We start from the raw sequence: 25,542 nt of genomic DNA, 5'->3' as shown, positions 1-25,542 counted from the left end.
CACGGCGAACGGTCACCCGGGGGCGCTGTCGGACGGCCGGCAGGCCGAGCGGGGCGAGCGGGGCGACCGCCGTCGCGGTCGCGCGGCGGTCAGGCCGGGGCGGCGGGGGTGTCGTCGAGGAACCGGCCGACGGTGACGCTGAACTCCCGCCAGCCGGCCCGCTCGCCTTCGAGCGCCCGGCGGCCGGAGTCGGTGAGCTCGTAGGTGCGGCGCTCCCGGCCGTTGACGGTGCTCCAGGTGCTGGCCACGTGCCCGGCCCGCTCCAACCGGCGCAGCGCGGGATAGATCGTGCCGGTCGGCAGGTCGAGGCTGCCGTCGCTGCGCGCCCGGAGTGCCTCGATGATCGCGTAGCCGTGCAGCGCGCCCCGTTCCAGCACCGCGAGCAGCAGCGCGTCGAGGTGTCCGTGCAGCGCCTGGGCCTTCATAGGTAGCAACGCTACTTGTCTGCCCGACCGATCGCCACCGGGGTGCGGGCACCGGTCCCCGTGAGCCGCCCACTAGGGTATGTGCCCAGAGTCACTCGACGGCCGGAGACGCCGCCGGGTGGGCAACCCGAAGCACACGGAGGTCAGCGTGGCCCGCCAGTCGCCCCAACGGCCCGACGCCGACGAGCCCGAGCTCGACGAGACCGACGGCACCGTCGAAGAGGTCGAGGAGGAGGAGGTCGAGCGCCCGTCGGCGCGGGATGTCGACCGCTCGCTCTGGGACGAGGTGCGCATCGACCCGGTGGAGATCGCCCTGCCCTCCGGCACCGGCTACACGCTGCGGGCGTACCGGCCGGCGCGGGAGCTGACCCCCACCGACGTCGTCGACCGCGACGCCGACGACCCGTTCCTGGCCCGCCGTCAGGCGATCGAGGTCGACGAGGACGACGACGAGGTCGTGATCCTCGACGAGGAGGTGGCCGCCGAGTTCGCCGAGGCCGAGGAGGAGGAGAACGGCGGGAAGTCCCGACGCCGGGGCGCCGACGACTCCTCGACCAAGGCCGACGGGGACGAGGACGCCGAGACCGACGAGGACGCCGAGGACGAGGACGAGGGCGACGAGGAAGGCGACGAGGAGGTTCCGGTCTTCCTCAGCCACCGGGGCAAGCTGCTGCTGTTCAAGACGCCGGAGTCGCTGGTCAGCTTCGTCCGGTCCGGCGCACCCACCGACATGTCCCAGCTGGACAGCTGGAGCGAACTGGCCGATCGGCTGAGCCCGGCCGACATCGCGCCCCTCGACGAGGACACCTACGAGCTCGACCTGGTCGTGGAGAACCTGCGCGGCGGACACGACACCTGGGACGCTCCCCTGCTCATCGAGGCCGGCGAGGCGGCCCGGGACGTCGCGTACGCCCTGCGTCTGCCCGCTGTGCTGGACATGCTCTCCGCCGGCTCCAGCCTGGACAATCTGGACGAGGCGCTGCGGTCCACGGTCAACGGCGGGATCGGCGGCTTCCTCGGCCGGCGGCGGCTGAAGAAGATCGGGGCGCAGACGGCAAGTCTCGGTTGGCGCACCATTGTCGGCAAGATCTCTGCGGTCGTGGACTGGCGCGACTGACGCGTTCCAGGGAGCATCAGTCTTTGGCAGAGAAAGACCTCAGTCCCGGGAGGAGGACGACGCCGTGGCGCTCGTGCGCGTGTACTGCGGTCTGGCCTCAGCGGATCCAGCCGACCGACCGGCTTCGGCCGGTTCGACGCTGACGTCCGCTGTCGTCGACGACGCAGGCCGGCTGCTCCATGTCTGCGAGATCGGCGACGACCCGGCCGGATACGCCCAGCTGGTCGCCCTGCTCGTGGAGCGGTCGGGCGGGCCGAGCGGCGCCGCGATCGCGGCCGACAGCGACGACCACACGGTCACCGCGCTGCTCAGCGCCGCCGGGCGGCCGTTGGCCATCGCCGACGACGACTCGGTGGACGACTTCGCCGAACGGTTCGCCGACGACGACTCGCTGGAGGAGATGCAGTCCCCGCCGGCCGAGCGGCAGGCCGTCGGGCTGGCCCGGGCCCTCCAGGCCGGGGCGCTCTCCGCGGTCACCCTGCCGGCACCCCGGGATCTCACCGGCTACAAGCAGGTCCTCGCTGCCCACGCCGCGCTCGCCAGCGGCCGGCACTCCGCAGCCGTGGCGCTGCGTGAGGTGCTGCGGGAGCTCTACCCGGCCGCGCTGCGGGCGTACCCGGACCCGGCCGAGCCGGTCGCGCTGGCCGTGCTCGACGCCCTGCCCGAGCCCGGCATGCTGGGCGGCACGATCGCCCGGGGCCGGGAGGTGTCGGTGGCCGCGGACGCCATCGCCGCCCATCTCGCGGCCGACGGGGTGGCCGACGCCGACGAGATCAACGACGCGGTGACCGCCCTGCAGGTCGCCATCTCCGAGACCCCGCGCCGCACGGCGGTCAGCCGGGCGCTCACCTCGGCCGTGGCGGAGACGGTCCGCCAGGCGGTCGCCTCGGTGCGGGCCTGCGACGCGGGCTGTGAGGCGCTGGTCAGCGCGCTCGGTGCCCGGGTCACCAACCCGGCCCAGGCGCCCGGCCGGCGGGCCGCCGCCCGCCGGGGCGAGCCGGTCGCCGAACTGACCGGCCTCGGCGGCACCGGCACCGGGCTGCGCGCGCTGCGGCCCACCGAACCCGAGCCCGTCGGCCGCCGCGGCCGCCCCGAGCCGATCCCCGGCAGCGGAATGCCGCCCTCGCCCCGGCCCCTCGGCCCGCCGCCGATCGCACCGGAGCCGATCGCCCCGCCGCCGATCGCCCCGCGCCCGATGGCTCCGGCCGCCACCGCCACCCCGCCCGTCTCCGCACCGCCGTCGGCCGGCGAGCCGCGCCGGGTGGTGGACGGCCCGACCAACCGGCCGGTGTCCGCGCCGCCGCCACCGCCGCCGGGGATGACCCCGTTCGCGCCGGCCCAGCGCGATCGCGGCTCGGTGCCGCCGGCCGAGGCCGGCGAGCCGTTCCGGCCCACGCTGACCACCGCCGCGATCCAGCACGCCCGGGCGGAGCGGCAACGGACCGTCATCCCGCCCCGGCCGAAGACCACCGGCGAGGGCGCCCGACCCGCCGGTGGGTTCAGCGCCACCGACCTGAGCGTGCCGGTCCCGACCCCGCGGCCCGGCCAGGAGGCCGCTCCCCCGGGCTCGCGGGCGAACTGGCCGCTGGTCAACAACCCCGAGGACCCGTCCGACAGCGCCGCAGACAACCCGGTCGTCCGGTCCTTCGAGGACCGGGGGCCGCGACAGATCGACGGGCCGACGGAGCTGGTGCCGACCGACGGTCGGGTCACCCCGCCCTGGCTCGCCGACGACCTGCCTCAGGAACCGCCGATGCTGCGGCTGGTCGAGCCGCCGCCGCTGGCGGACCGGGCGCTGCGCGAGGGGCCGGCCCAGTCCGGCGACCCACAGTTGGAGACACCGCCGCTGCGCCTGGTCGACCGCGGGGAGTCCATCCGCGCCGACCGGCCCGCACCGCAGCCCCACCCGGACCGGCCCGCGTTGGAACACCGTCCCGACCGACCGGCCATGGAGCACCGCCCCGAGCGCCCCGCGATGGAACATCGCCCTGACCGACCGGCCATGGAGCACCATCCCGAGCGGCCCGCGTTGGAGCGCCGCCTCGACCGACCGGCCATGGAGCACCGCCCCGAGCGGCCCGCGTTGGAGCGCCGCCTCGACCGGCCGGCCATGGAGCACCGGCCCGCCCCGGTCCAGCCGCCGCGTGCCGCCCCGATGGAGCGGCGGACTCCGCCGATCTCCGACGAGGGCGACGGCGACCTGCTGATCTTCGCCGCCGCCAAGTCGGCCTGGTTCGTGGGTCAGGACGACGAGGCCGAGGTCGACTGGTCGAGCACTGCGGACACCGGTTGGCAGGCCGCCGAGCAGGCCGCCCGCCCGGCCGTGGGCGCCGAGACGAAGGCCGGGCTGCCGAAGCGGGTGCCGCAGGCCAACCTGGTCCCGGGCTCACCGCTACGCGAGGAGCGTCCGCTGCGGATCGTCCGCGACGCGGCCAGCCTGGCCGAGAACACCACCGGCTACTTCCGGGGCTGGCGTCGCGGGCAGGAGATCGGCGGCTTCGCGGTCGGCGGGCGTCCGGGACGGGAAGCGGCCGGCGGCTGGGACTTCACCCGGGACACCGGGGACCGCGACGACGACCGGGAGTACGAGTACCGGTCCGCCGGATACCGGTCCTGAGACCCGCACGCCCGATCCGGGCGCGCGACGCCGGCCCCCTGACCCGCCACGCCCCGTGGCGGGTCAGTCGGCACGCCGGACGGTAACGGCCCGGGAAGGACCCCGCCGCCGCCATCGGCCCCCCGAAAACCGCTCCCCACCTGCGTGTTCAGGCCCACACCCGGAGAAGTTGACGCCGGGTCGCGGCGGCCGGGAACATACCGGACGGTAACGGCCGGCGGCAGGTATCGCCGGGTGGGGAAGGCGACTTGGACATGGCGACACCGGCGATCGACCCGGCCACACCCAACCGGCGGGGGGTGCTCGCGACTGCGGCGGGCGTCCTGTTGCTGACCGCCTGCGGGCGGACCGGGGCGCAGGACGGTCCCACCAGTGGCGCCGACCGGACCGGCGGCCGGGAACTCGTGCTCGGCGTCAGCCTGGAGCTGACCGGTGCCGGCGCGGCGCTCGGGGTGCTTCAGGAGCGGGCCCTACGGATCAGTCTGGAGTCGCTCAACGCCGACGGTGTGCCCGTCGGCAACCTGCGCCGGACTGTCCGGCTGGAAGTACGCGACAACACCGGCGACCCGGATCTGGCCGCCCGGCACGCCACCGAGCTGATCCAGCGGGACGGGGCGCACGCCCTGCTCGGCGGGACCGTCACCGAGACCTCCGCCGCCATCGTCGGCGTCGCCCAGCGACTCCGGACCCCGTACGTCTCGCTGGCGTACGGGGACGGGATCGTGCTGCCGCTGGCCCAGCGGACGTACGTCTACAAGCTGACCCCGGACGCCTCCGACGTTGCCCGCCGGCTGGCCCGCCTCATCGCCTCGCAGGGGCGGAAACGGGTCGCGGTGCTGTCTGCGGACGGGCTGCACGGCAACTCGGGCGTACGGGCGATGTCAGCGGCCCTGCGGGCCGTCGAGTTGCGGCCCGTCGAGGTCGTCCGGCTGCCCCGGGCCGGCGAGAGCTTCCTGCGGGCCGCGCGACGGGTGGCGGCGGCGGAGCCGGACGCCGTGGTGGTCTGGGGCACCGCCCCCGACACCGGTGGGGCGGTGCTGGCGCTGCGCCAGGCCGGCCACCGTGGGCCGCTCTACCTGGACCCGGGCGGCGTCGCCGAGGACACCCTGGCCGACGGCAACTCGGCCGCCCTTGAGGGCGCGTACGCGGTCCACCCGATCTGCCTCGGGGGGTCCACCCTCACCAACACCACCACGGCGGCGATGGCCCGGCGGGATTTCGTGTACCGCTACATCCAGCGACACGGCGGTTTCAGCGGTTTCGCCCCGTACGCCTCGGACGCGCTGCAACTGATCGCCAACGCGGCCCGGTCGGCGGCCAGCGTGGACCGGGGTCGGCTGCGGGCGTACCTGCAGAACCAGGTCACCGAGGGCATCGCCGGGGCGTACGCGTTCGCGCCGATCCGGCACGGCGGCATGGACCGCAACTCCCTCGGCATCTACCGGGTCGACCACGGCGGCTGGGTCCGGGTGTCCTGACCCGATCCGCGAGTCGCCCGAGCGGCCGGCGCCACCCCGTCGGCCCGCCCGAGAGGCGGGGCGGGTCGACGGCGAGCGGGCGTGCGGTCCCGGACAGCCCGCGGGGCAGGCTCCGGGCGGGCGGTCCCGGACAGCAGGCCGCGCCCGGTGACCCGGCGGTGTGCCGGTTCACCGGGCGTTGCCCGGGCGAATCTCAGGCCGGCGTGACGGCGCGCGAGCGGCGCATCGTCAGCACGTACTCGACCAGCGAGATCAGCACGTGCTTCGTCGACTCCCGGTTCCGGGCGTCGCAGGCCACCACCGGTACGTCCCGAGAGATCGCCAGCGCGTCCCGGACGTCCTGCGGGTCGTGGTACTGCATCCCGTCGAAGCAGTTGATGGCCACCAGGTACGGCAGCCGCCGGTGCTCGAAGAAGTCGATGGCCGCGAAGCAGTCGGCCAGTCGTCGGGTGTCGACCAGCACCACCGCGCCGATGGCGCCCCGGACCAGTTCGTCCCACATGAACCAGAACCGGGTCTGGCCAGGTGTGCCGAACAGGTACAGGATCAGATCTCGGTCGATCGAGATACGACCGAAGTCCATCGCCACCGTGGTCGTCGTCTTGCCCGGCACCTGCCGGGTGTCGTCGACGCCCACGCCGGCCGAGGTCATGATGGCCTCGGTGGTCAGCGGAGTGATCTCCGAGACCGAGCCGACCAGCGTCGTCTTGCCGACGCCGAACCCACCGGCGATAACGATCTTCGCCGACGTCACCCGGCCGCTCGGCGCGGGCGGGCGGTGCGACATGTCAGAGCCTGCGAAGTCCACTCAGCACCCTCTCCAGCAGTTCAGTGCCCACCGAGTCGTCGGAGTCGTCCAAAATGGTCGGCTCGTGGACCGCGACCAGGCCGTCCGTCGCCATGTCGGCGATGAGCACCCTAGCCACGCCGAGCGGAAGCTGCAGCCGCGCCGCGATCTCGGCGAGCGACTGTACACGTCCGTCACACAGCGCGGCGATGTACTGGTGTTCACGGCCCTGGCTGCCATTGCTGCTGGCAGCGGTACGGCCGCGCACCGTCGTCTCGACGAGCGCTTCCAGGGCGATGTCCAGCCGGGGGCGGGTACGACCGCGGGTCACGGCGTACGGACGGACCAACGCACCGGTCGGCTCGTCACGATCGACCATCTCGCCGCTCACCTCCCTTCGTCCCTGACACCGGCTGGTCCCTGGAACGGAACCCCTCGTCGTTGTCCTTGCCGCCCCGCCTGACCCACCGGCCAGCGCGTAGGTCAGCCCATCATCCCCACAGCCGCACGCGGCTGCGGGGTCAACGCGTCGCCCACCCGGTCGACCAGGAGGGCCATCTCATAGCCGACCTGCCCGACGTCGCAGCTGCGAGCTGCGAGCACCGCGAAGGACGAACCGTCCGAGATGGACATCAGGAACAGGAAGCCGTTGTCCATCTCGACCACTGTCTGCAACACCGCGCCGCCCTCGAAGCAGCGGGCCGCTCCCTGGGTCAGGCTGACCAGACCGGACGCGATCGCGGCCAACTGGTCGGCACGGTCACGCGGAAGGTCTCGTGACGACGCGAGGAGCAGGCCGTCCGCGGAGACGGCGACCGCATGCGCGACACCGGGCACCCGGTCGGCGAAGTTGGCCAGCAGCCAACCGAGATCCTGCGTAGTTGTCATCGTTGTTGCTCCTTCTGCCCGCTCCTGGCCACCGGGCCTGAGCCAGACTGCGAGGATTGCTGCCCTCCCGGAGTCACGTCCGGGCTGGTCGGGTTACCGTCGGGCTGGGTACGCCCGCGCTGCACGCCTCGATGGTAGGCGGATAGCAGGCCGCGGACCCCCTCCGGCGTACGGCGCTGGGCGGAGGCGGCTGGCTTCTCCACCGCGCCCGGCACCAACTGGGCCATCGGCACCCGCTTGGGCAGGCCCTGGCGGGTGGTCTCCGCGACCGGAACCTCGGTGGCCGCCGAGGCGGCCCGCCAGCCGTCGTCGGCCGAGGTCTGCCAGGCGCTGCCCGGCCGGCGACCCGTCGGGTCGGCGGCGGGACCGCGTTGGGTGCCCCCGCTGGTCGTCAGCCCGTTGTCGCGGGGCGCTCCTGCGGCCATCGGGATGTCTGCCATCGGTGCGTTACCTGTCGTCCGGGGTCCTGGTGTCTGAACGGCCCGGTCGGCGACGTCGACCGCGGAGAACTGCTGGGTCACGGCGCTGTTGGCCCGGTCCGTGGCTCCGTTGGCCGGCGCCGACTGGGCGGCGCCCTCCTCGGAGCCCGCCCGGCGGGTGCGGAACCACGCCGACTCGAGCTCCCGGAAGATCGGCAGCTCCATCGTCTCGTCGGCGTACCGCTGCTGGTTCTGGGCCTGCGGGGGCCCCGGCCGGCCCGGAGCCGGCTGGGCGACCGGGGCGTACGGCCCCGGCGGCACGTCGGTGCGCGGCACCCGCGGCAGCTCCGTGGTCATGTCCAGGGCGGCGGCGAGGCGCTCGGGCACCGGCGGGGTGGCCGGCTCCCGCGCCGGCGGGGCCACCGGCGGCCAGGCCGGCGGAGCGGCCGGCCCCGGGGCCGACGGCATCGGCCGACTCGGCAGCGGCGGCCCGGAGAACGGCTGGCCGGAGACGGGCGCTGCGGGGTACGGCTGGCCGGAAACCGGCTGGCCTGGGAACGGGGCGGCCGAGACCGGCTGGCCGGAGACCGGCGCACCCGAGACCGGAGGGGCGGAGACCGGCGGGGCGGAGACCGGCGGGGTCCAGCCCCGGGCCTCCGGGCTGCTCGGCAGTTGCCGAGGTATCACCGGCTGCTGAACCGTGCTGTCCGGGTCGGCGTCGCCGGGGGCACGCCGTTGCGGCAGCGGGTCGATCGGCTGCCCGTTGGAGGTGCGCGGGCCCCGGGTGTCGCCGCCGCTGACCCCGCTGGCCCCCGTCAGGTCGGACCAGGCCGGCATCGACCGGGCGGAACCGCCGGCCGGGGCGGGCGTGCCGTTGCGGGAGGCCGGGTCGTACGTCCGGCCGCCCAGGGTGACCTGGTTGCCGGAGTGCCCCGGGCGCTGCGTCGGCACGGGAGCCGACGGGCCGCCGCCGAAGGCGGCGAAGGCACCCAGGGCCGGGGGCGCCCCGGCCGGCTGCGGGCCGGAGGGCTGTGGGCCGGCCGGCTGCGGGCCGGGGGGCAGCGCGGACGGCTGCTGGACCCGGCCGGAGAGCGCGCGGGGCACCAGGACCGAGGTGGGCAGGGTGACGTCGGCGACGGTGCCCCGATCGGCTCCGGGCCGCAGCTCGACCCTGACCTGGTGCCGGGACGCCAGTCGGGCGACCACGACCAGACCCATCATCCGGGAGACGGCCACGTCCACCTGCGGCGGCGTGGCCAGCCGCTCGTTCAGCTCGCTGAGCTGGTCGCCGCTGATGCCGATGCCCCGGTCCTCGACGTAGAGGGAGGCGCGGTCGCCGACGCGGCGGGCCTCCACCATCACCTGCGAGTCCGGCGGGGAGAAGGCGGTCGCATTGTCGAACAGCTCGGCGACCAGGTGGACCAGGTCGTTGACGGCGTGCGCGGCGACCTCGATGTCCCGGTCGATCACCCCGAACTCGATCCGGGTGTAGTGCTCGACCTCGGACTGGGCGGCCCGGAGCACGTCGATCAGCGCCGCAGGCTCGCGCTGCACGCGGGTGGAGTCGGCACCGGCGAGCACCAGCAGGTTCTCGTCGTTGCGGCGCATCCGGGTGGCCAGGTGGTCGAGCTGGAACAGCTCGGCCAGCCGGTCCGGGTCCTCCTCGCCGCGCTCCAGCCGGTCGAGGTGGCCGATCAGCCGGTCGACCAGGATCTGCGAGCGGCGGGCCAGGTTGACGAACATGGTGGCGACGGACGCGCGCAGCGCGGCCTGCTCGGCCGCGGTCCGGACGGCTTCCAGGTGGACCGCGTTGAACGCCTCGGTCACCTGACCGAACTCGTCCTTGCTGCGGACCGGCAGCGGCTCGGCGATCTGGTTGGCCAACTGGACCGGGGAAAGCTGGCTGGAGAGCTGCGGGTCGCGCAGGCGGGCGACCGCCTGCGGCAGCCCGTGCCGGGCGATCTTGTGTGCGCCCTCCCGCAGGTCGCGCAGTGAGCGGGCCATCGACCGGGCGACGAGGTATGCGAAGAGGATGGCCAGCAGCAGCATGCTGAGCAGCAGGCCGGTCTGGAGGAACACCGTGCGCTGCACGTTCGAGCGCAACCCGTCGGCCTTCCGGATCACGTCGCCGTCCAGCTTGCGCTCGACGGTGCGGATCAGCTTGGCGTTGGCCACCATGGCCGCGTCCCACTGGTCCGCCGCGAACGGCGCCTCGGTCATGCTGCCGTTGATGTTGCCGTCGATCCAGCCGGTGTAGTTCTGCGCCTCACGCCGGTCACCGCCGGAAACGGTCTGGTCGTGCAGGTCCGCCTCGGCGGAGTTGGCGACCGCCTTGAAGCTCTGCAGCGCCTGCTGCTGACCGGTGCCGCTGGCGATGTAGTCGGTGCGCAGCACCGGGGTCAGCTCGCGCTGAATCAGCGCGCGGTGCACCACGACCCGGCGGACCGAGAGGTATTCCTTCTCGCGGGCGACGGCGGCCGAGGCCCGCATCCGGTCGCTCAGGTCGTTGTCGCCGGCGAGCTGGGTGGCGGAGTCGCGGACGGCGAGCAGGTCGTTGATCAGACCCTCGTACGCCTGCATCGCGTCGATGATCTTCAGCTTGCCATTGAACACCTGGCTGCGGGTGCCGGGCAGGTCCTTCAGGTTCTGGTCGATCCCGTCGAGGAGGCTGTCCAGACTGCCCGGCAGGTCCTCGATCTTGTTCCGCTGTTGCAGGTAGGGTCGCGTGTTCTGGTCCACCCCGCCGTTGACCCGGTTGTACGACTCCTGGTAGCGGGCCCTGGACTGCTCGCCGTCGGCCCCGAGCAGCAGCACCGCCGAGGTGCGCTCGTCCTGGAGGCTGTTGACCAGCTCGCCCGAGTAGCCGACAAGGTTGGCCAGGTCGCCGGAACGGTTGGCGTTGTTGAGCGTGTCCAGGTTGTCGACGAGGCCGCTGGTACCGACGACCACCGTCGCGATGGTCGGCACGATCATGATGAGACCGAGCTTGGACCAGATCGGCATGTCGCGGAGCCGGCCGGCCGGCCGACGCAGTCGCGACAGGAAGGAGCCCGCCGTCTTCGGCCGTTTGCTCACGTCACCGCCCTCGCGATCACAGCGTCCGCGCGTTGCCCCGGGCAACGCCCAGCGACCGACCCGGTGGGTCGGACCTCCGAGATTCCATCACGCCGTGTTCCAAAGAGAAAGCCCAGGTTGGCGGTTGCCGGGGGTGTGATGAGATGTTGATGCAATTTGCTCGCAATCCGTCTGGCCGGAGTCACACAAAGTAATGGATCATCCGCACCGCGTCGTCCTGCTCGCCGGCCCATCCGGCTCCGGAAAGTCGTACATCGCGCAACGAACCGGGCTTCCGGTTCTATGCCTCGACGACTTCTACAAGGACGGCGATGACCCTACGTTGCCGCGTCAGAACAACCTCGTGGACTGGGACTCACCGCGGTCGTGGGACGCCGAGGCGGCCGTGGAGACGATTGCCCGACTGTCCCGGCACGGAAAGGCCGAAGTGCCGGTTTATGCGATCGGCGCGGACCGCCGGGTGGCCACCCGGCCATTCGAGGTCGCCGGATCGCCATTCTTCGTCGCCGAAGGAATCTTCGCCGCCGAGATCGTCGAGGAATGTCGACGCCGAGGGCTGCTCGCCGGGGCGTACGCGCTGCGCCGCCCGCGGGGGACCACCTTCCTCCGTCGGTTGACCCGTGACCTCGCCGAACAGCGCAAGGCCCCCGGCGTGCTGCTGCGCCGAGGGCTGGCCCTGCTGCGCGCCGAGCCTGCGGTGCTGCGCCGGCAGGCGGGGCTCGGCGCACACCCGGCCCCGGCCCGCGAGGTGCTGCGCCGGGTGGCCGACCTCCTCGCCGGCCACCCGCACCACCACTAATCAGCCCAGCAGCTTCGCGTACGCGGGCTTGATCACCTCGTCGATGATCGCCAGCCGCTCGTCGAACGGGATGAAGGCGCTCTTCATCGCGTTGATGGTGAACCACTGGAGTTCCTTCCAGCCGTAGCCGAAGGCGTCCACCAGCAGCGCCATCTCCCGGGACATCGAGGTGCCGCTCATCAGCCGGTTGTCGGTGTTCACCGTCGCCCTGAAGCGCAGGTCGCGCAGGAGCCCGATCGGGTGCTCGGCGATGGACGCCGCCGCCCCGGTCTGCACGTTCGACGACGGGCACAGTTCCAGCGGGATCCGCTTGTCCCGCACGTACGCGGCCAGCCGGCCGAGCGTCGGCGACTCGCCGGGGGTGATGTCGTCGACGATGCGCACCCCGTGCCCGAGCCGGTCCGCGCCGCACCACTGGATGGCCTGCCAGATCGACGGCAGCCCGAAGGCCTCGCCGGCGTGGATGGTGAAGTGGAAGTTCTCCCGCTGGAGGTACTCGAAGGCGTCCAGGTGCCGGGTGGGCGGGAAGCCCGCCTCCGCGCCGGCGATGTCGAAGCCGACCACCCCGGCGTCCCGGTGCCGCACGGCCAGCTCGGCGATCTCCTGCGACCGGGCGGCGTGCCGCATCGCGGTGAGCAGAGTGCCGACCCGGATCGGGGTGCCGGCCGCCGCGGCCAGCGCCGCGCCCTCGGTGAACCCGGCGACGACAGCCTCCACCACCTCGTCCAGGGTCAGGTCCCGCTCCAGGTGCTGCTCGGGGGCGAACCGCACCTCGGCGTAGACCACCCCGTCGGCGGCCAGGTCCTGGGCGCATTCCCTGGCCACCCGCCGCAGCGACGACGGCGTCTGCATGACGGCGACGGTGTGCGCGAACGTCTCCAGGTAGCGCTCCAGGGAACCGGAGTCGGCCGCCTCGACGAACCACCGGCCCAGCGAATCGGGGTCGGTGGTGGGCAGCTCGTGACCCACCTCGGCAGCCAGATCGACGATCGTCGCCGGCCGCAGGCCGCCGTCGAGGTGATCGTGCAGCAGCGCCTTCGGGACCTTGACGATGTCCTCGTATGAGATTGCGACCATGCCCAGACCCTAGCCAGCCATCCGATGACCCGGCACACGACCCGCGTGAACGTCGGCGGCACCATGGCCCGTCGTCGATCGGCGCTCGGGCCGGCTCCGGGCGATCATTCGTCCTCGAAGTCCGCGATCCGACGCTCCATCTCGTCGAACCAGACATCGACCGGCTCTTCGTCGTACCCGTTGAACCGCAAGGCGAACTCCGCGCTGCGGATGCCGGCCGCGGTGACGGGCGACCGGGGCACCGCTCCGGAGGCGTACTCCCGCAGGGTCTGCTCGATCCGTTCGGCGAACGCGTCGACCTGGCCGGGGCTGTAGCCACGCCGCAGGCGGCTGCGGGGGAAGCGCCGTCGCGGCACGATGAGATAGTCGACGATCGTCCGGTCGATCACCTTGGCCGGCACGAGGGTCAGTTGTGTCGTTCCAGGGCTGGTCGATGACTGCGGCCCGAGGCGACCGTTGACCATGCCGACGACCTGTCCGCTGGCGGGACGCCAGACCGGGGCGCCGCTGATGTCGTGCCGACCCCTGAGCCACGAGCCGAACGGAACCGCCAGGCGGTTCTCCCCGGCGAGCCCGCCGAGCACGGTGGCTCCGGTGACCGACAGGGAGAGGGCCTCGCCACCAGCTGCCGTGTCGAACTCGACCGGCGCCGGGGCCACTACCGGCGGCCCGCCCTCCAGCCGCAGGACGGCCACGTCGAGGTCGTCGAAGGTGCGCTCGTGCGGCGGCCAGGCCGCCACCCTGGCGGTGGCATCCACCGGCAAGGAGCCCGCCCCACCGTGGAACCGCAGCCGAACCAGACCGTCGGGCCACGTGCCGGTCTTCTCCGGCACTTCGAGCGCCTGGTTGACGACGTGGGCACAGGTCACCACGTAGCGGTTGCCCACGAGGAACGCCGTGCCGACCGGCTGACCGCCCGTGTTGCGGAGGACCTCGGCGAGCGCCGGCGCGAGGTGCAGGGCAACGCCGAGGGCCGCCGGCTCCACGGCCTGTCCCGGCTGCTCGGCGGGCTCCTCGCCGGGATGGTCCCCGACGGCGGACCCGAGGGACTCGCGGCCCCGGCGCCAACCGCGGAAGTAGTTGGTCAGGGCCTCGGCCAGCCGCGCCGGGTCGCGCCGGACGGGTGGCGGCCCGCCGTCGGCCGGGGAACCCGGCACCAGGTTCGCGGCGGGATCCCGGCTGGGCAACCCGGCGGCGGTCAGCGGCCCGACCGTTGGCCTGCTGACCCGCGCGGCGGCCCGCCAACCCAGGTCCGCAGAGGTAGCCCAGAGCCGGCGCTTCTCCTCGGCGGTTCCGGAAGCGGCGTCTACCAGCCGCAGTGGCCCGCCCGGCGGGTCGTCGCCCTCCCCGCCCGCGTCGGGCGTCTCGCGGCCGGCCTCGACCAGGGAGAGCCCCGCCATCCGGGCGAGGATCCGGGCCCGCAGGTGCGCGAAGGGCTGACTGTCGGCCGTCAGCGTCACCTCACCGGACTCGGCGGGGACGGCCGCCGCCAGCCCCGCCCCGGGCAGCTTCAGCCGCCGCTCGATGCCGGCCGAGACCTCCCGGTCGACCCGCTCCACCTCGTGCCGGTGCAGCGTGCCGAGCAGGACGTCGCGCACCCCGTCGACGAACTCGAACCGATCGCCGTCGGCCGCCGGGTCCTCGGCCACCATGCGCATCAGGCCGCTGAACAGGATCTCGGCGAGATGCGCGGGCGACGAACCCGGCATCATCGCCGCCTGCACGGTACGCATCAACGGCAGGCTGAGCGGTGCTGCGGAGAGGTAGGTGACGAGTTCGTACGCCTCCGGTGTCGCCTCGGCGCGGAAGGCCCGGACCCGGTCGACCGGATCGCGCGGCGCGCGGCGCGTCGGCGGGACGATCGACGGAGCGGGCCCGGCGAGCAGGACGGAGGTGTCGATGCCACCGTGTGCGCTGCCGCTCAGGAGTTGGGCCCACGGCCCCAGCCACTCGGGATCGGCCTGCAGCACCGGCACGGGGACATGCTCCGCCGACCCGGCGCGTCCCCGACGCCGGTAGCTGATAAACGAGAGGCGGTCGTTGGTCACGCCGGGCAGCGGGGCCCGTAGTCGCCCGGGAATCGGCCGGAGCGCGGTGCGTTCCCACAGGTGCGCGGGGAGTGGTTGCAGCACCGCGACCGGCCCGGACCGCGCCCAACGCCGCAGCACCGCCGGCAGCCGGCCGTTCTGCCACGACTCGCCCACCCCGTCGCTGAGCAGGAGAATGAGCCGACGACCGGTGGGATCCACCAGCTCGGCGGGGCTGCGGAGCATGCCGTGCCCGGCCTGACGGTGGGTCGTGACCCAGGGAACGCCCGCCGGGTCGGTGTGCAGGTGCCGCAGCCGGATGTCCCGGAAGGCGCCGAGCCGACGGAAGAGCGCGGTCAGTTCGACCGCCAGGCGGCCCCAGAGTTGCCCGCCCGCGCCGAGGTCCGCGACCAGGACCAGGTCGAGCCAGGGCTCTCGCGCCGGGCGGAGCACCGGCAACCAGATCCGCCGCTCCGCGATCCGGCGTACCGTCGCTTCCTCGTCGACGACCTCTCGGTGCCGGGAGCTCGCCCGCCGCTTCAGCGGGCGTAACGCGCGCGCCAGCCGCAACGTGTCGGGCAGCACCGGGGCGGCGTGGACCAGCAGTGGCGTGGCCCGGATCGGCCGGGCCGAGGGCGACGACGGACGCAGGTGGACCGGCACCTTGGCCTCGGCGGGGGCGGGCACCACCGCCGCGGGTGGCGGTCGCTGCGCCGCGTTGGCTGCCGGCTCGCCGACTTCGGCCGGAGGCGGCCCGGCCGGCCCCTCGACCCGCACCGCCGGGCGCGGCGCGGGATCGACCTCGACGGCGGCAGGGTCGGCGGGTACGGGACCGGGCGTCGGGGGCGAGGCGGGCGCGCCGCCGGCGGAGAGGTGCTGGGCCAGCCACAACGCCTCGGCGAGCTGCCGGGCGTCGAGCTCGACTCCGGCCGCCGCGAAGACGGACCGCACCTTGCCGGCGGACACGCTCACCCCAACTCGGTGAGGTACTGCAACACGAGGTCCGCCAGCCGGTCCGGATCGAGCTGCTCACCCGGCACGTGCCGGGTGAGATAGACCGCGTTGAGCAGCTGGTCCGTCGCCAGTTCGCCATGTTCCCGGCGGGCCAGGAAGGACTGGATCAGCTGCCCGGCCCGGCCGTCGCCGTCGGGGCCGAGGTGGGCCCGGACGATGTCGGCCAGCCGGTCCCGGTCCGGTGGACGCAGCTCCAGCCGAACGCAGCGGCGCAGGAAGGCCGGGGGGAAGTCCCGCTCCCCGTTGCTGGTCAGGACGACGATGGGAAACTCCCCGCACCGTACGCGGCCCTGGTGCACGGTGGTCCGCCGGCCGTCGGCGGTGCCGATGGCCACCTCCGGCACGGAGTCGGCGATCCGGGAGAGCTCCGGTATCTCGTACTCGCCTTCCTCGAAGACGTCCAGCAGGTCGTTGGGGAGGTCGATGTCGCTCTTGTCGATCTCGTCGACCAGCAGGACCCGCTTGCGCTCGCTCTGCGCCAGTGCCGTACCGAGCGGACCGAGTCGCAGGAACCGGCCCACATCCGGCGGCTCGGCCTCCAAGCTCGGGCCCGGTCGGCCGGTCGCCCGCAGGCTGTGCTCCTCGATCCGGGCGATGGCGTCGTACTGGTACAGGCCGTCGCGCACGGTGGTCCGGCTGGTGATGGGCCAGCGCAGGACCGTACCGAGCCCCAGCTCGTGGGCGACCGCGTAGGCCAGGGTCGACTTGCCCACGCCGGGCTGCCCGGTCACCAGGAGCGGACGCCGCAGCAGGATCGCCGTGTTGACCAGTTCCAGGGTCTCCCGGTCGGCCTGGTAGGTCTGGGCCTGCCCCGACCGTTGGCTCCGGTCACCCGTGCCGCCGTCGAAGGTCCGCCAGGGCGGCGGGGCGGGCAGGCGCTCGATGCCGTCGTGCGGCACCCCGCTCCCCTTGAAGATCCACCACTGACTCACGCGAGTTCCACCTCTCCCGGCGGCAGCATCCGTTGGCGCGGCGGCTGCCGCACCGGGTCGTCCCAGAGCAGCACCACGTTCAGGCCCCAGTGGTCTGCGCGGTTGAACTTGGCGGCGGCGCGCCGCAACCGGAGGATCGTCCGGGGTAGATCGGTCACGCGGGCGTCCGCCAGGCACTCCACCAGGCCCTGCTGGGAGCTGCTGCCCACGCAGTCGGTGCCGGGGCAGCCCGCGCAGCCGGGCACGCACCAGGCCAGGGCGGGCACGCCGGTCGAGAGCGCCACGTCGAGCGCGACCTGGGCGGGCGGGCGGTCGGGAGGCCCCGGCAAGGCGACCATGGAGAGGTATTCCTCACAGCTCAGCAGGCCCCACATCGCCTGGTGGTCCCGCTTGTCGTCGCAGCCCACCGCAAGCAGCCCGGACACGACGGCCCGGTCACCCGCCGCCCGATACCGCGTCCGCAGGAAGGCCATGCACTCCGCGTCCTCCAGGCGCTCCAGGTCGCGGACCACGACGGCGTACTTGCCGCCCAGGGTCTCCCACGGGCGTCGGGGCCACAGCGTCCAGCCGTGGATCGGCTCGCTGAGCAGTTCCTGCGGAAGAATGAATTCGATCATGATGTCCCGCTCGTGCGCGGTCAGCAGCGCGATCTGTTCCACGAGCAGGCTCTGCACCCGCTGCTTCGCGGTCTCCCACGGGACGGCCTTCAACTCGTCCAGCACGGGCACCACGTGCTCAGCGTCCACGTAGCGCCACATCGTCACGTGATAGCGCCGGTGGTCCTGGTACGCCGGCCGGAGGCGCACCATCACCGAGACGGCCGCGCTGCTGCTCGGCTCGGCTGCCAGCCGCTGGGCGATCCGGTCGGACAGGTTCAGTCGCCCGGCCCGGTAGAGCAGCCAGTCCCGCAGCCGGGTGTGAGTGGGATGCCGCCGCGCCAGGTCCGCCACGTAGACGAGCAGCGGTGGCAACTCCCCCGGCACCGGCACCAGGTCGATGAGGTCGGAGATCACGTCGCCGTAGTCGTGGTGCGGGCCCGACTCCCGCAGCAGCGAGTCGGCCATCCGGCGATAGTCGGCCGTGTGGTCGGCGGGGCGACCCACGGGCAACTCGGCCATGATGCCCCTCAGCTCCCGCTCCTCCTCCAACGTCAGGTACGACGACGGATAGCAGCCGGGGACCGCCGGCCAGCGCGACGGCCCGTCCGGACGGTGATGGGTGTCGTGGGCCCGCCACAGCCGGACGTGCACCGCGCTGTCCAGTTCGCGCAGGCCGCCGATCGGGACGACGAACCCGCCGCCCTGCCCCCGCGTCGCCTTGACCACGCCCCAGACGCCACCGGTGACGGGGTCGAGGACCGGACCGCCGGACATGCCGGGCGCGATCTCCTCCTTGCCCAGGGTGACCAGGCGACGGGAGAGGTAGTCGTTCGAGCCGGTGGACTCCAGCAGTCGGACCGCCGGCTCCAGCACGGGCCCGAGCTTGGCCGAGTACCCGGCGACGACGCAGCGCTTCCCGAGGGCGGACGGCCGCGTGGAGAGCCAGGCGCACGGATGGGCCGCGATCCCGCTCACCTCGATGACCGCCAGGTCCGGATACGGCCAGATCCGACCGCCGTCCCCGCTCCGCGCGGAGGCCGCGCTGACCACGCCGGGGTACGCCGCCCCCCGCCACCACACGGTGACCGCCACCCCCGTCGCGCCGACGACGTGGGCGGAGGTCAGCACCGTGCCCGGAGCCACGAAGAAGCCGCTGCCGGGTTGGCCCGCCGCTGCGGCGACGACCTTGACCAGACAGCCGCGAAGGTGCTCCGCCCAGTCCACCGCCTCATTCACCCGGTCGGGCGCCCTCGGGAGGTGTCGCCTCCGGCCTGCGACCGGACGGCTTCCAGGTCAGGGTGACCTTGAGGGCCGCCTTGGCCGACGAGCCGGCAAGCGCCGCCACCAGCCCCTTGCCCCCGAACTCCAGGTCGAGACCGAATTCCACCGCCACCTCGTCCGGCTGGGCTGCGGCGACCCCTCGCCGCACGTTCGTGGCCACCGCCGTCAGGGTCTCCGACAGCCCGGTGAGCGAGAGGAGGCTGGCCCCGAACGCAACGTCTCGCACCCCCTCGTTCTCGATCAACGCCCAGGCGATCTGGCCATCGGGCAACTCGACCTGCACGAGCTCTCGCATCGAACCTCCCCAGCACCCTCCACGATGGATCGCGGCGAGTTTAGCCCTGCCGGCGGGCGACACCCAGGTCAAATGTTCGCCTTTGGTCGAGCTCGAAGCTCTGTCGGATCTGCGACCCGACGCTCCGCGAAGCCGACCGCGCTCGGCCAGACCCACCCGACCTGCGGCTCAAGGCCCGCCGCCTAGGCTGGCCGGGTGACCGTGCCGCACTCGTCCGAGCTGCTCAGGGAAGCGACACGCCGGCGGGTGGTGAGCCGGCTGCGCTGCCCGGTCTGCGCGGAGCCGCTCGCCGAGGTCGCCGCCGGGACCGCCCGCGCGCTGCGCTGCCCGCGCCGGCACAGCTTCGACGTGGCCCGCCAGGGGTACGTCAACCTGCTCACCGGGCGCGCCCCGCACGTCGGGGACACCGCCGAGATGGTGGCCGCCCGAGTCGACTTCCTGGCCGCCGGCCACTACGACCCCGTCTCCGCCGCGCTCGCCGCCGCCGCCCGCGCCGCGATACGGGGGGCGGACGCCCCGGACCCGAGCGACACAGCCGACCCGCCCGACCCGGCCGACGCAGCCGACCCGGCGGAGCCGGCGCGGGCCGCCGGGGCGCCGTTCGGGGCGTACCCGCTGGTGGTGGATGCCGGGGCCGGGACCGGGCGGCACCTCGACGCGGTGCTGGCGGCGCTGCCGGACGCCGTGGGCCTGGCCCTGGACGTCTCCAAGCCGGCGCTTCGCCGCGCGGCGAAGGCCCACCCCCGGGCGGCGGCGGCGCTGGTCGACACCTGGCAGCGGCTCCCGCTGGCCGACGCCTCGACGGCCGTGCTGCTCAACGTCTTCGCGCCGCGCAACGGCGCGGAGTTCCGCCGGGTGCTGCACCCGGCCGGCGCCCTGCTGGTGGTCACCCCCACTGGGGCGCATCTCACCGAGCTGGTCGACGCACTCGACCTGCTGCGGGTCGACCCGGCCAAGGCCGACCGGGTCGCCGGGAGCCTGGCCGCCCACTTCGAGCAGGTCGGCGAGACCGTGCTGCGGGCCCGGCTGGAGCTGACCCGCCCCGAGGTGGCCACGCTGGTCGGCATGGGCCCCAGCGCCTGGCACACGGACCCGGCCGTGCGCGCCGCGCGGATCGCCGCGCTGCCCGAGCCGGTCGCGGTCACCCTCGCGGTACGGCTGACCGTGCACCGCCCCCGCTGAGCGGGCGTACGCCGAGCCGAACCGGACACGCACGCCGAGCTGAGCGGGCGCACGCCGACCCCGGCGGGGCTCAGGTCGACAGGTCGACCTCTTCCCAGCCCGGCGGCTCGTCGTGGTACTGCCCCCGCAGGATCACGGCCCACTCCAGCGCCCACCGGCGCTGCCCGATGGCGTTCGCGTCGACCAGGCCCGGCAGCGACCGGCCGGACCGCTCCACCTCCAGGTACGCCCAGTCGAGGCAGTAGTGCAGGTCGAGCAGGGCCGCCGCGTCGGCGGGGTGCTGGGGCGCGGCGAGGATGCGGGAGCGCCACTCGGTGAACGTCTCCCCCGCGGCGATCTGCGGCAGCCGCTCCACCAGCCGGTCGTCCACCGGCATGGTCGGGTCGAGCTGCTTGGTCAGGCCGAGCACCCAGGCCAGGGAGAAGAGCGCGTCGTGGTGCAGCACGAACGACCGGTGGTCGCCCCGGCCGCCCATCACGAACTGCCCCTCCGGCGGGGTGACCATGTCGACCAGGTGCGAGGCGAGCAGCCAGCTCATCGCGGCCTGCGGCGGCATGCCGAAGCACCGGGCCAGGATCAGGTGCAGCACCGCGATCCTGGCCTCGATCTCCACGGTCGGCCGCAGCTCGATCTCGTCGCCCGGCTCCCACACCAGGGGGAACTGGCTCGGGGGCAGGGGCAGTCCCAACCGGGACAGCTCGTCCAGGCTGGCCTCTCGGACCTCTCGCGGGTCGGGGGCGGGTATGCGCACGGCTCAGATCCCTGTCAGTCGCATCGGCTCAGCGCTGGTCGTCCCCCCTGGCCTGGGAGAGTAGCCGGTTCCGGTGGGCGGCACCACGGGCACCCTGTCGCTCGGCCGGCTCAGCCGATCCGCTCGATGACCAGCGGCTTCACGGCCGGGGCGGTGGCCGAGATCCGTACCGCGCGGGCCGCCTCGGCCAGCGCCGCCGGGATCCGGGCGGCGTGCTCGGCGCGCAGCTCGTACAGCGGCTCGCCGGCCCGCACCGGGTCGCCGGGCCGCTTGTGCAGCACCACCCCGGACGGCACGCTGATCGGGTCCTCCTTGCGGGCCCGGCCCGCGCCGAGCCGCCAGGCCGCCACCCCGATCGCGTACGCGTCGACCGAGGAGACGAAGCCGTCCGCGTCGGCGGTGACCACCTCGACCTCGTTCGCCGTGGGCATGGGCGCGTCCGGGTCGCCACCCTGGGCGCGGATCATCGACCGCCAGGAGTCCATCGCCCGGCCGTCGCGCAGCGCCGCCGCCGGGTCGGCGTCGGGCAGCCCGGCCGCGTCGAGCATCTCCCGGGCCAGGGCCAGGGTCAGCTCCACCACGTCGGCGGGGCCGCCGCCGGCCAGTACCTCGACCGACTCGGTCACCTCGACCGCGTTGCCGACGGTCAGCCCGAGCGGGGTGGACATGTCGGTGAGCAGGGCGACGGTCCGCACCCCGTGCGCGCCGCCCAGCTCGACCATGGTGCGGGCCAGCTCGCGGGCGTCGTCGACGGACTTCATGAACGCCCCGGAGCCGACCTTCACGTCCAGCACCAGCGCGCCGGTCCCCTCGGCGATCTTCTTGCTCATGATCGAGCTGGCGATCAGCGGGATCGCCTCCACGGTGCCGGTGACGTCGCGCAGCGCGTACAGCTTGCGGTCGGCCGGGGCCAGGCCGTCGCCGGCCGCGCAGATCACCGCGCCCACCTCGCGGAGCTGCCGGAGGAACTCGTCGTTGGTCAGCGCGGCCCGCCAGCCGGGAATCGACTCCAGCTTGTCCAGGGTGCCGCCGGTGTGGCCCAGGCCCCGCCCGGAGAGCTGCGGCACCGCGCCGCCGCACGCCGCGACCAGTGGGGTGAGCGGGAGGGTGATCTTGTCACCGACGCCGCCGGTGGAGTGCTTGTCGACGGTCGGCCGGTCGACGGCGGACAGGTCCAGCCGCTGCCCGCTGGCGATCATCGCGGCGGTCCACCGGGCGATCTCCGACGCGCTCATCCCGCGCAGCAGGATCGCCATGGCCAGCGCCGACATCTGCTCGTCGGCCACCAGACCCGTCGTGTACGCGTCGACCACCCAGTCGATCTGGGCGTCGCTCAGCACGCCGCCGTCCCGCTTGGCCCGGATGACGTCGACCGCCGTGAAAGCACTCACCGTTGAGTTCCTCTTCTCGTCCTCGCAGCTTCCGACCCGCGGCCCGCCGCCACCCGGCTCAGCCCGCCCAGCGGACCGGCACCTCCGTCGGCGGCTCGCCCTCGCCGGCCCAGAAGATGGTGCCGGTCGCGTCGACGACCACCACGCGCGGGGTGCGGGCATGCCCCCAGGCGATCGCCTCGGCCGGGTCGCCCCAGCTCGGGCCCTCCTCCAGCACGCCGGTCTCGGCGCCCTCGGTGTCCCCGGCCGACCGCTCCCAGTACGCCGTCCACACCTGCTGTCCGGCGGACAGGTCCGGGTGCACGAAGACGGTGCCCCGCCCCCGCCAGGCGGCCAGCCGGTCCGGCACCACCGGCACCGGCCGCTCGCCGGTCACCGCCTCGATGTCGGCCACGTCGAAGGCGTGCGGCAGCAGCTCGGCCATGGTCAGCGGGCCGTCCTTGGCCTCGACCAGGCACTGCGGGCCGCCCTGCTCCCAGAGCAGCTGCCGGCACCGGCCGCACGGCATCAGCGGCTCGCCGGTGGCATCCACGCAGGAGAGCGCGACGATCCGGCCCCCGCCGGTGGCGTGCAGCGAGGAGACCACCCCGCACTCGGCGCAGAGCACCACGCCGTACGCGGCGTTCTCCACGTTGCAGCCGACCACGATCCGGCCGTCGTCGACCAGGGCGGCGGCCCCGACCGGGAACTTCGAGTACGGCACGTACGCGTGTCGCATCACCTCGGTGGCGGCGGCGCGCAGCCGCTCCCAGTCGATCTCCATAGCTCCGATTCTGCCGCATTTACCGAGCGAGCTCGACAACCCGGCCCAGACACGACGTGAAGCGGCCGACGGATCGGACTCCGTCGGCCGCCTCACCTCCTACCTCCTCAGTAGTACCAACCCGAGCACGTCCAGCTGCCGTCCGGCACCCAGGCGGAGCCGTTGTAGGACGCGTAGTCCCAGCAGAGACGGTGACGGTCCAGGTCACCCGAGCTGTTCGTGGTGTGGGTGGTGCTCCTGGAGCCGGTGGCGCTGCCGGGCAGGGTCGCCGTGTACGTCGCCTCCGTGGCGTAACCGTATGGCGACTTGATCTGACGCTCGATCTTGACCGAGTAACCCGGCGCCGTCGGGTAGGTGCTGTCGACCACCACCTGCCCCCACCGCTCGCTGCAACTGCCGTCACCGATCAGCTTCCAGCCCTTCGCCCCCGAGTCCTCGTAGTGGGCGTACTGCACCGTGCTGCAGGACGCCGAGGCCGGGCTCGCGGGCAGCACGACTGCCATGAGGCCCACAAGGGCCCCGACCGCGGCGAATGCGGTGGCCATACGTTGATTACGCACCGATTCCCACACCTTCCCAATCTTTGTCGCCGGCACCAGCACCGGCACCGGCACCGGCACCGGCACCGGCACCGGCATGACTCAACCGGGTCAGACGCTAGGAAGCCGAGTCATCGAAAGACCATTGCTCAATCATCTCCGGCTCATGGCCGAGCCGCGGGAAGGCAATGACTGGGCGATGGGGGCAACCGTGCGGCTCCCAGCGATCACCGACGATGCTTCCTCGGAAGCAGGCGAAGACATCCCGCGCTCGGCGCAGAGCACGACGCCGCGAATCGCACCGGTCAGGCGCGGGCAGGGTGGGGCCGCCGGCCCACGCGGCTCAGCGGACGGCCAACTCCGCCAGCCGCTGCGGGGTCACCTCGGCCAGGTTCGCCGCTGCCGCGCCGAGGTCGGCGGCGGGCACGTCGACGCCGGGGTCGACGTACACCAGTGCGTCATTCCTGCGAATCAGATGGACCTGGTCATCCCGCTCCACTCGTACCCAGTGATCCGGACCCACCGGCCGGCACGGCAGCGTGGTCGCCGGGTCGGCAGGCTGGTCGCGGTCGAGATCGTCGGTAGTGGGGCCACAGTGCGTAGGTGGCGCGAAGCCCTCCGGGACGGGTACCACGATGATCGTGAACCAGAACTCGCCCCCGGACATCGACACGGAGAGCTTACGGTCGCCACGGTCGACATGAGCGGTGACGACCCGATAGCCGTCCACCTGCGGCACCAACAGAGGTAGCCCGAGCTGGGAGAACGCCTCCTCCCGGTCGGCCCGCCGCGTCGTCTGGTGCAGGACGGGAAAGAACCCGTACGGCGCCAGCAGCAGTACCGCCGCCACGCCGACCTGGGCGGCCAACGGCAGCCGGACGGTCCCCAGCAGGACGCCCGCACCGAAACCGACCGCTCCGAGGGCCGCGGCCGGCCAGACGGACGGCGGCGTCCAGCGCGGCTGGAACGCCTCGTAGAGCAGGAGGGCGTCGGCTGTGACGATGGCCCCGAGGAGGGCCGACGGCACCGCCCGGTCGGCACCGAACACCCACAGCGCGAGCCAGACCAGGGCGGTCACGACCAGCGGCCCGACGAGGAGCATGGGCAGTCGCCAGGTCAGGCAGTCGCCGATGGTCTCTGGCTCGCAACTCGCGAAGAGCAGAGCCTCGGTACGCCACAGGGACGCCAACACCGCCGCGCCGAGCGCGCCCAGTGCCCCGGCAAGAGAGGCCGCCCCGATCAATCGCATCTCTGCCCTTCGAGTCGTGGGGGCCCGGCTGAATGACAGCCGGGCCCCCACGTGATGTCACCAGTCGTAGCCGTACAGATCCATGTACCCGTTCAGGATACGGGCGTAGGCAAGGTTGCCCTCCTGGTTGGGGTGCATTGTCTCCATGCTCGCCTGCTGCACCGGATCGCCATCCTCGTCCTCCTGCAGATCCGGCACCACAAAGCCGTGCAGGTACTCAGCGTTGGAGCAGATGCCGTGCCCGCCGAACTCGCTGCGGGCGTCCATCCCGTGAACCTTGTTGGCGGCGTCGGACGGCAGCACCGTGGTCATCCGGTCGGCAAGGCTGTTGAGGAACGCGGTCTCGCCCGTAGAGAAGCCGACAGGAAAGCCTGGCGGCAGCGTGATGGCGTACTGGCAACCGGGCTCGAAGAGGTGTGGGTAGCCCATGACGAAGATCCTGGCGTTGGGGGCCCGGACGCGGATGTGCCGCACCACCTCCCGGACAGAATCCTTCACCACGCCGTCGATGAGTTCATTCTGCTTGTCGCGCAGCGGCTTGTCGTCACCCTCCATCGTGTAGCCCGTCGCGCTGCAATCGATACCGGCCGCACAGGACATACCGACCTTGGTGAAACGGGCGTCGTTGCCGCCGATGGAGAGCATCACCGCGGTGGTGTTCACATTGAGCGACCCCTGGTCGATCTGTGGCACCTCGCCGTACTTGCCCTCCGGCTCCTTGCCCTGCCACTTGTGATCGGGGGGGTCTGCTGCACCGGTAGGTGACATCTGAGATGGCTTGCCCTGGTGGCGGGCTGGAAGGATGTCGCTGTGCCCAAGCCCTACCCCCGTGAGTTC

General features: G+C 73.3%; 21 protein-coding genes. 5 read left to right on the top strand and 16 right to left on the bottom strand.

Features of this window, described 5'->3' with window-relative positions; genetic code table 11:
- Positions 1-89: 89 nt before the first annotated feature.
- Positions 90-425, bottom strand: coding sequence for a PadR family transcriptional regulator (locus ABT023_RS01935; protein WP_350880670.1), 336 nt, complete (start codon positions 423-425; stop codon positions 90-92).
- 118 nt (positions 426-543) lie between these two features.
- Here ABT023_RS01935 and ABT023_RS01930 point away from each other — a divergent pair, with 118 nt between their 5' ends.
- The 3 genes from ABT023_RS01930 (at position 544) to ABT023_RS01920 (ending at position 5,637) form a co-directional block, all read left to right on the top strand.
- Complete coding sequence (locus tag ABT023_RS01930) at positions 544-1,542, top strand: SatS C-terminal domain-containing protein (protein ID WP_350880668.1); 999 nt, start codon at positions 544-546, stop codon at positions 1,540-1,542.
- Positions 1,543-1,606: 64 nt separating this feature from the next.
- Positions 1,607-4,159: a transposase gene (locus tag ABT023_RS01925; RefSeq protein WP_350880666.1), complete on the top strand. Its 2,553-nt coding sequence runs from the start codon at positions 1,607-1,609 to the stop codon at positions 4,157-4,159.
- A 254-nt stretch (positions 4,160-4,413) separates the two neighbouring features.
- Positions 4,414-5,637: an ABC transporter substrate-binding protein gene (locus tag ABT023_RS01920; RefSeq protein ID WP_350880664.1), complete on the top strand. Its 1,224-nt coding sequence runs from the start codon at positions 4,414-4,416 to the stop codon at positions 5,635-5,637.
- A 193-nt stretch (positions 5,638-5,830) separates the two neighbouring features.
- Here ABT023_RS01920 and ABT023_RS01915 read toward each other — a convergent pair whose 3' ends face one another.
- From ABT023_RS01915 to ABT023_RS01900, 4 genes are all read right to left on the bottom strand, one after another.
- Positions 5,831-6,424: a GTP-binding protein gene (locus ABT023_RS01915; protein WP_117671057.1), complete on the bottom strand. Its 594-nt coding sequence runs from the start codon at positions 6,422-6,424 to the stop codon at positions 5,831-5,833.
- A gap of 1 nt (position 6,425) precedes the next feature.
- A complete protein-coding gene (locus ABT023_RS01910; RefSeq protein WP_350881118.1) occupies positions 6,426-6,803 on the bottom strand; it encodes a DUF742 domain-containing protein in 378 nt (125 codons plus the stop codon).
- 104 nt (positions 6,804-6,907) lie between these two features.
- On the bottom strand, positions 6,908-7,312 hold the full coding sequence (locus ABT023_RS01905; protein ID WP_117671056.1) for a roadblock/LC7 domain-containing protein: 405 nt from the start codon (positions 7,310-7,312) through the stop codon (positions 6,908-6,910).
- Entirely contained in the window at positions 7,309-10,806 is a 3,498-nt protein-coding gene (locus ABT023_RS01900) for a sensor histidine kinase (RefSeq protein ID WP_350880662.1), read from the bottom strand. The genes ABT023_RS01905 and ABT023_RS01900 overlap by 4 nt, the downstream gene beginning before the upstream one ends.
- A 193-nt stretch (positions 10,807-10,999) precedes the next feature.
- Here ABT023_RS01900 and ABT023_RS01895 point away from each other — a divergent pair, with 193 nt between their 5' ends.
- On the top strand, positions 11,000-11,605 hold the full coding sequence (locus ABT023_RS01895; RefSeq protein WP_350880660.1) for a uridine kinase family protein: 606 nt from the start codon (positions 11,000-11,002) through the stop codon (positions 11,603-11,605).
- Here the strand turns inward: ABT023_RS01895 and ABT023_RS01890 are convergent, their stop codons facing one another.
- From ABT023_RS01890 to ABT023_RS01870, 5 genes are all read right to left on the bottom strand, one after another.
- A complete protein-coding gene (locus tag ABT023_RS01890) occupies positions 11,606-12,682 on the bottom strand; it encodes an adenosine deaminase (protein WP_350880658.1) in 1,077 nt (358 codons plus the stop codon).
- Positions 12,683-12,786: 104 nt separating this feature from the next.
- The gene (locus tag ABT023_RS01885) at positions 12,787-15,681 is read right to left on the bottom strand and encodes an SAV_2336 N-terminal domain-related protein (RefSeq protein ID WP_350880656.1); all 2,895 of its coding nucleotides are present in this window, start codon (positions 15,679-15,681) and stop codon (positions 12,787-12,789) included.
- Positions 15,678-16,655, bottom strand: coding sequence for an AAA family ATPase (locus ABT023_RS01880; RefSeq protein WP_350880654.1), 978 nt, complete (start codon positions 16,653-16,655; stop codon positions 15,678-15,680). Before ABT023_RS01880 ends, ABT023_RS01885 begins: the two co-directional genes overlap by 4 nt.
- Positions 16,652-18,490 (bottom strand): VMAP-C domain-containing protein, encoded by a 1,839-nt coding sequence (locus ABT023_RS01875; protein ID WP_350880652.1) that lies wholly within the window; start codon positions 18,488-18,490, stop codon positions 16,652-16,654. The genes ABT023_RS01880 and ABT023_RS01875 overlap by 4 nt, the downstream gene beginning before the upstream one ends.
- Positions 18,483-18,830, bottom strand: coding sequence for a CU044_2847 family protein (locus ABT023_RS01870; RefSeq protein WP_350880650.1), 348 nt, complete (start codon positions 18,828-18,830; stop codon positions 18,483-18,485). The genes ABT023_RS01875 and ABT023_RS01870 overlap by 8 nt, the downstream gene beginning before the upstream one ends.
- Positions 18,831-19,031: 201 nt before the next feature.
- Between ABT023_RS01870 and ABT023_RS01865 the strand changes: the two genes are divergently transcribed.
- Positions 19,032-20,012, top strand: coding sequence for a putative RNA methyltransferase (locus ABT023_RS01865; protein WP_350881116.1), 981 nt, complete (start codon positions 19,032-19,034; stop codon positions 20,010-20,012).
- A 70-nt stretch (positions 20,013-20,082) separates the two neighbouring features.
- Here the strand turns inward: ABT023_RS01865 and ABT023_RS01860 are convergent, their stop codons facing one another.
- The 6 genes from ABT023_RS01860 to ABT023_RS01835 all read right to left on the bottom strand — a co-directional run.
- Entirely contained in the window at positions 20,083-20,763 is a 681-nt protein-coding gene (locus tag ABT023_RS01860) for a DUF4272 domain-containing protein (protein ID WP_350880648.1), read from the bottom strand.
- 110 nt (positions 20,764-20,873) lie between these two features.
- Positions 20,874-22,154 (bottom strand): thymidine phosphorylase, encoded by a 1,281-nt coding sequence (locus ABT023_RS01855; protein ID WP_350880646.1) that lies wholly within the window; start codon positions 22,152-22,154, stop codon positions 20,874-20,876.
- A 58-nt stretch (positions 22,155-22,212) separates the two neighbouring features.
- Positions 22,213-22,917 carry a cytidine deaminase gene (locus ABT023_RS01850; protein ID WP_350880644.1) on the bottom strand — a complete coding sequence of 235 codons (705 nt, stop codon included), beginning with the start codon at positions 22,915-22,917 and terminating at the stop codon, positions 22,213-22,215.
- A gap of 107 nt (positions 22,918-23,024) precedes the next feature.
- Positions 23,025-23,477: a hypothetical protein gene (locus ABT023_RS01845; RefSeq protein WP_350880642.1), complete on the bottom strand. Its 453-nt coding sequence runs from the start codon at positions 23,475-23,477 to the stop codon at positions 23,025-23,027.
- A gap of 322 nt (positions 23,478-23,799) precedes the next feature.
- The gene (locus tag ABT023_RS01840; RefSeq protein WP_350880640.1) at positions 23,800-24,705 is read right to left on the bottom strand and encodes a hypothetical protein; all 906 of its coding nucleotides are present in this window, start codon (positions 24,703-24,705) and stop codon (positions 23,800-23,802) included.
- Positions 24,706-24,762: 57 nt separating this feature from the next.
- Positions 24,763-25,542: SGNH/GDSL hydrolase family protein (locus tag ABT023_RS01835; protein WP_350880638.1), on the bottom strand; the 780-nt coding region annotated here is incomplete at its 5' end.

It is taken from the genome of Micromonospora sp. NPDC002296 (assembly GCF_040296145.1).
GTDB lineage: Bacteria > Actinomycetota > Actinomycetes > Mycobacteriales > Micromonosporaceae > Micromonospora.
The sequence above is the reverse complement of the archived record's forward strand: the minus strand, read 5'-3'. Positions and strand labels throughout refer to the sequence as shown.

Excerpts from the sequence above, each read along its gene's own strand:
- ABT023_RS01890 (WP_350880658.1), bottom strand. The coding sequence starts at position 12,682 with ATGGTCGCAATCTCATACGAGGACATCGTCAAGGTCCCGAAGGCGCTG.
- ABT023_RS01870 (WP_350880650.1), bottom strand. The coding sequence starts at position 18,830 with ATGCGAGAGCTCGTGCAGGTCGAGTTGCCCGATGGCCAGATCGCCTGG.
- ABT023_RS01915 (WP_117671057.1), bottom strand. The coding sequence starts at position 6,424 with ATGTCGCACCGCCCGCCCGCGCCGAGCGGCCGGGTGACGTCGGCGAAG.
- ABT023_RS01935 (WP_350880670.1), bottom strand. The coding sequence starts at position 425 with ATGAAGGCCCAGGCGCTGCACGGACACCTCGACGCGCTGCTGCTCGCG.
- ABT023_RS01920 (WP_350880664.1), top strand. The coding sequence starts at position 4,414 with ATGGCGACACCGGCGATCGACCCGGCCACACCCAACCGGCGGGGGGTG.
- ABT023_RS01905 (WP_117671056.1), bottom strand. The coding sequence starts at position 7,312 with ATGACAACTACGCAGGATCTCGGTTGGCTGCTGGCCAACTTCGCCGAC.
- ABT023_RS01850 (WP_350880644.1), bottom strand. The coding sequence starts at position 22,917 with ATGGAGATCGACTGGGAGCGGCTGCGCGCCGCCGCCACCGAGGTGATG.
- ABT023_RS01895 (WP_350880660.1), top strand. The coding sequence starts at position 11,000 with ATGGATCATCCGCACCGCGTCGTCCTGCTCGCCGGCCCATCCGGCTCC.
- ABT023_RS01910 (WP_350881118.1), bottom strand. The coding sequence starts at position 6,803 with ATGGTCGATCGTGACGAGCCGACCGGTGCGTTGGTCCGTCCGTACGCC.
- ABT023_RS01840 (WP_350880640.1), bottom strand. The coding sequence starts at position 24,705 with ATGCGATTGATCGGGGCGGCCTCTCTTGCCGGGGCACTGGGCGCGCTC.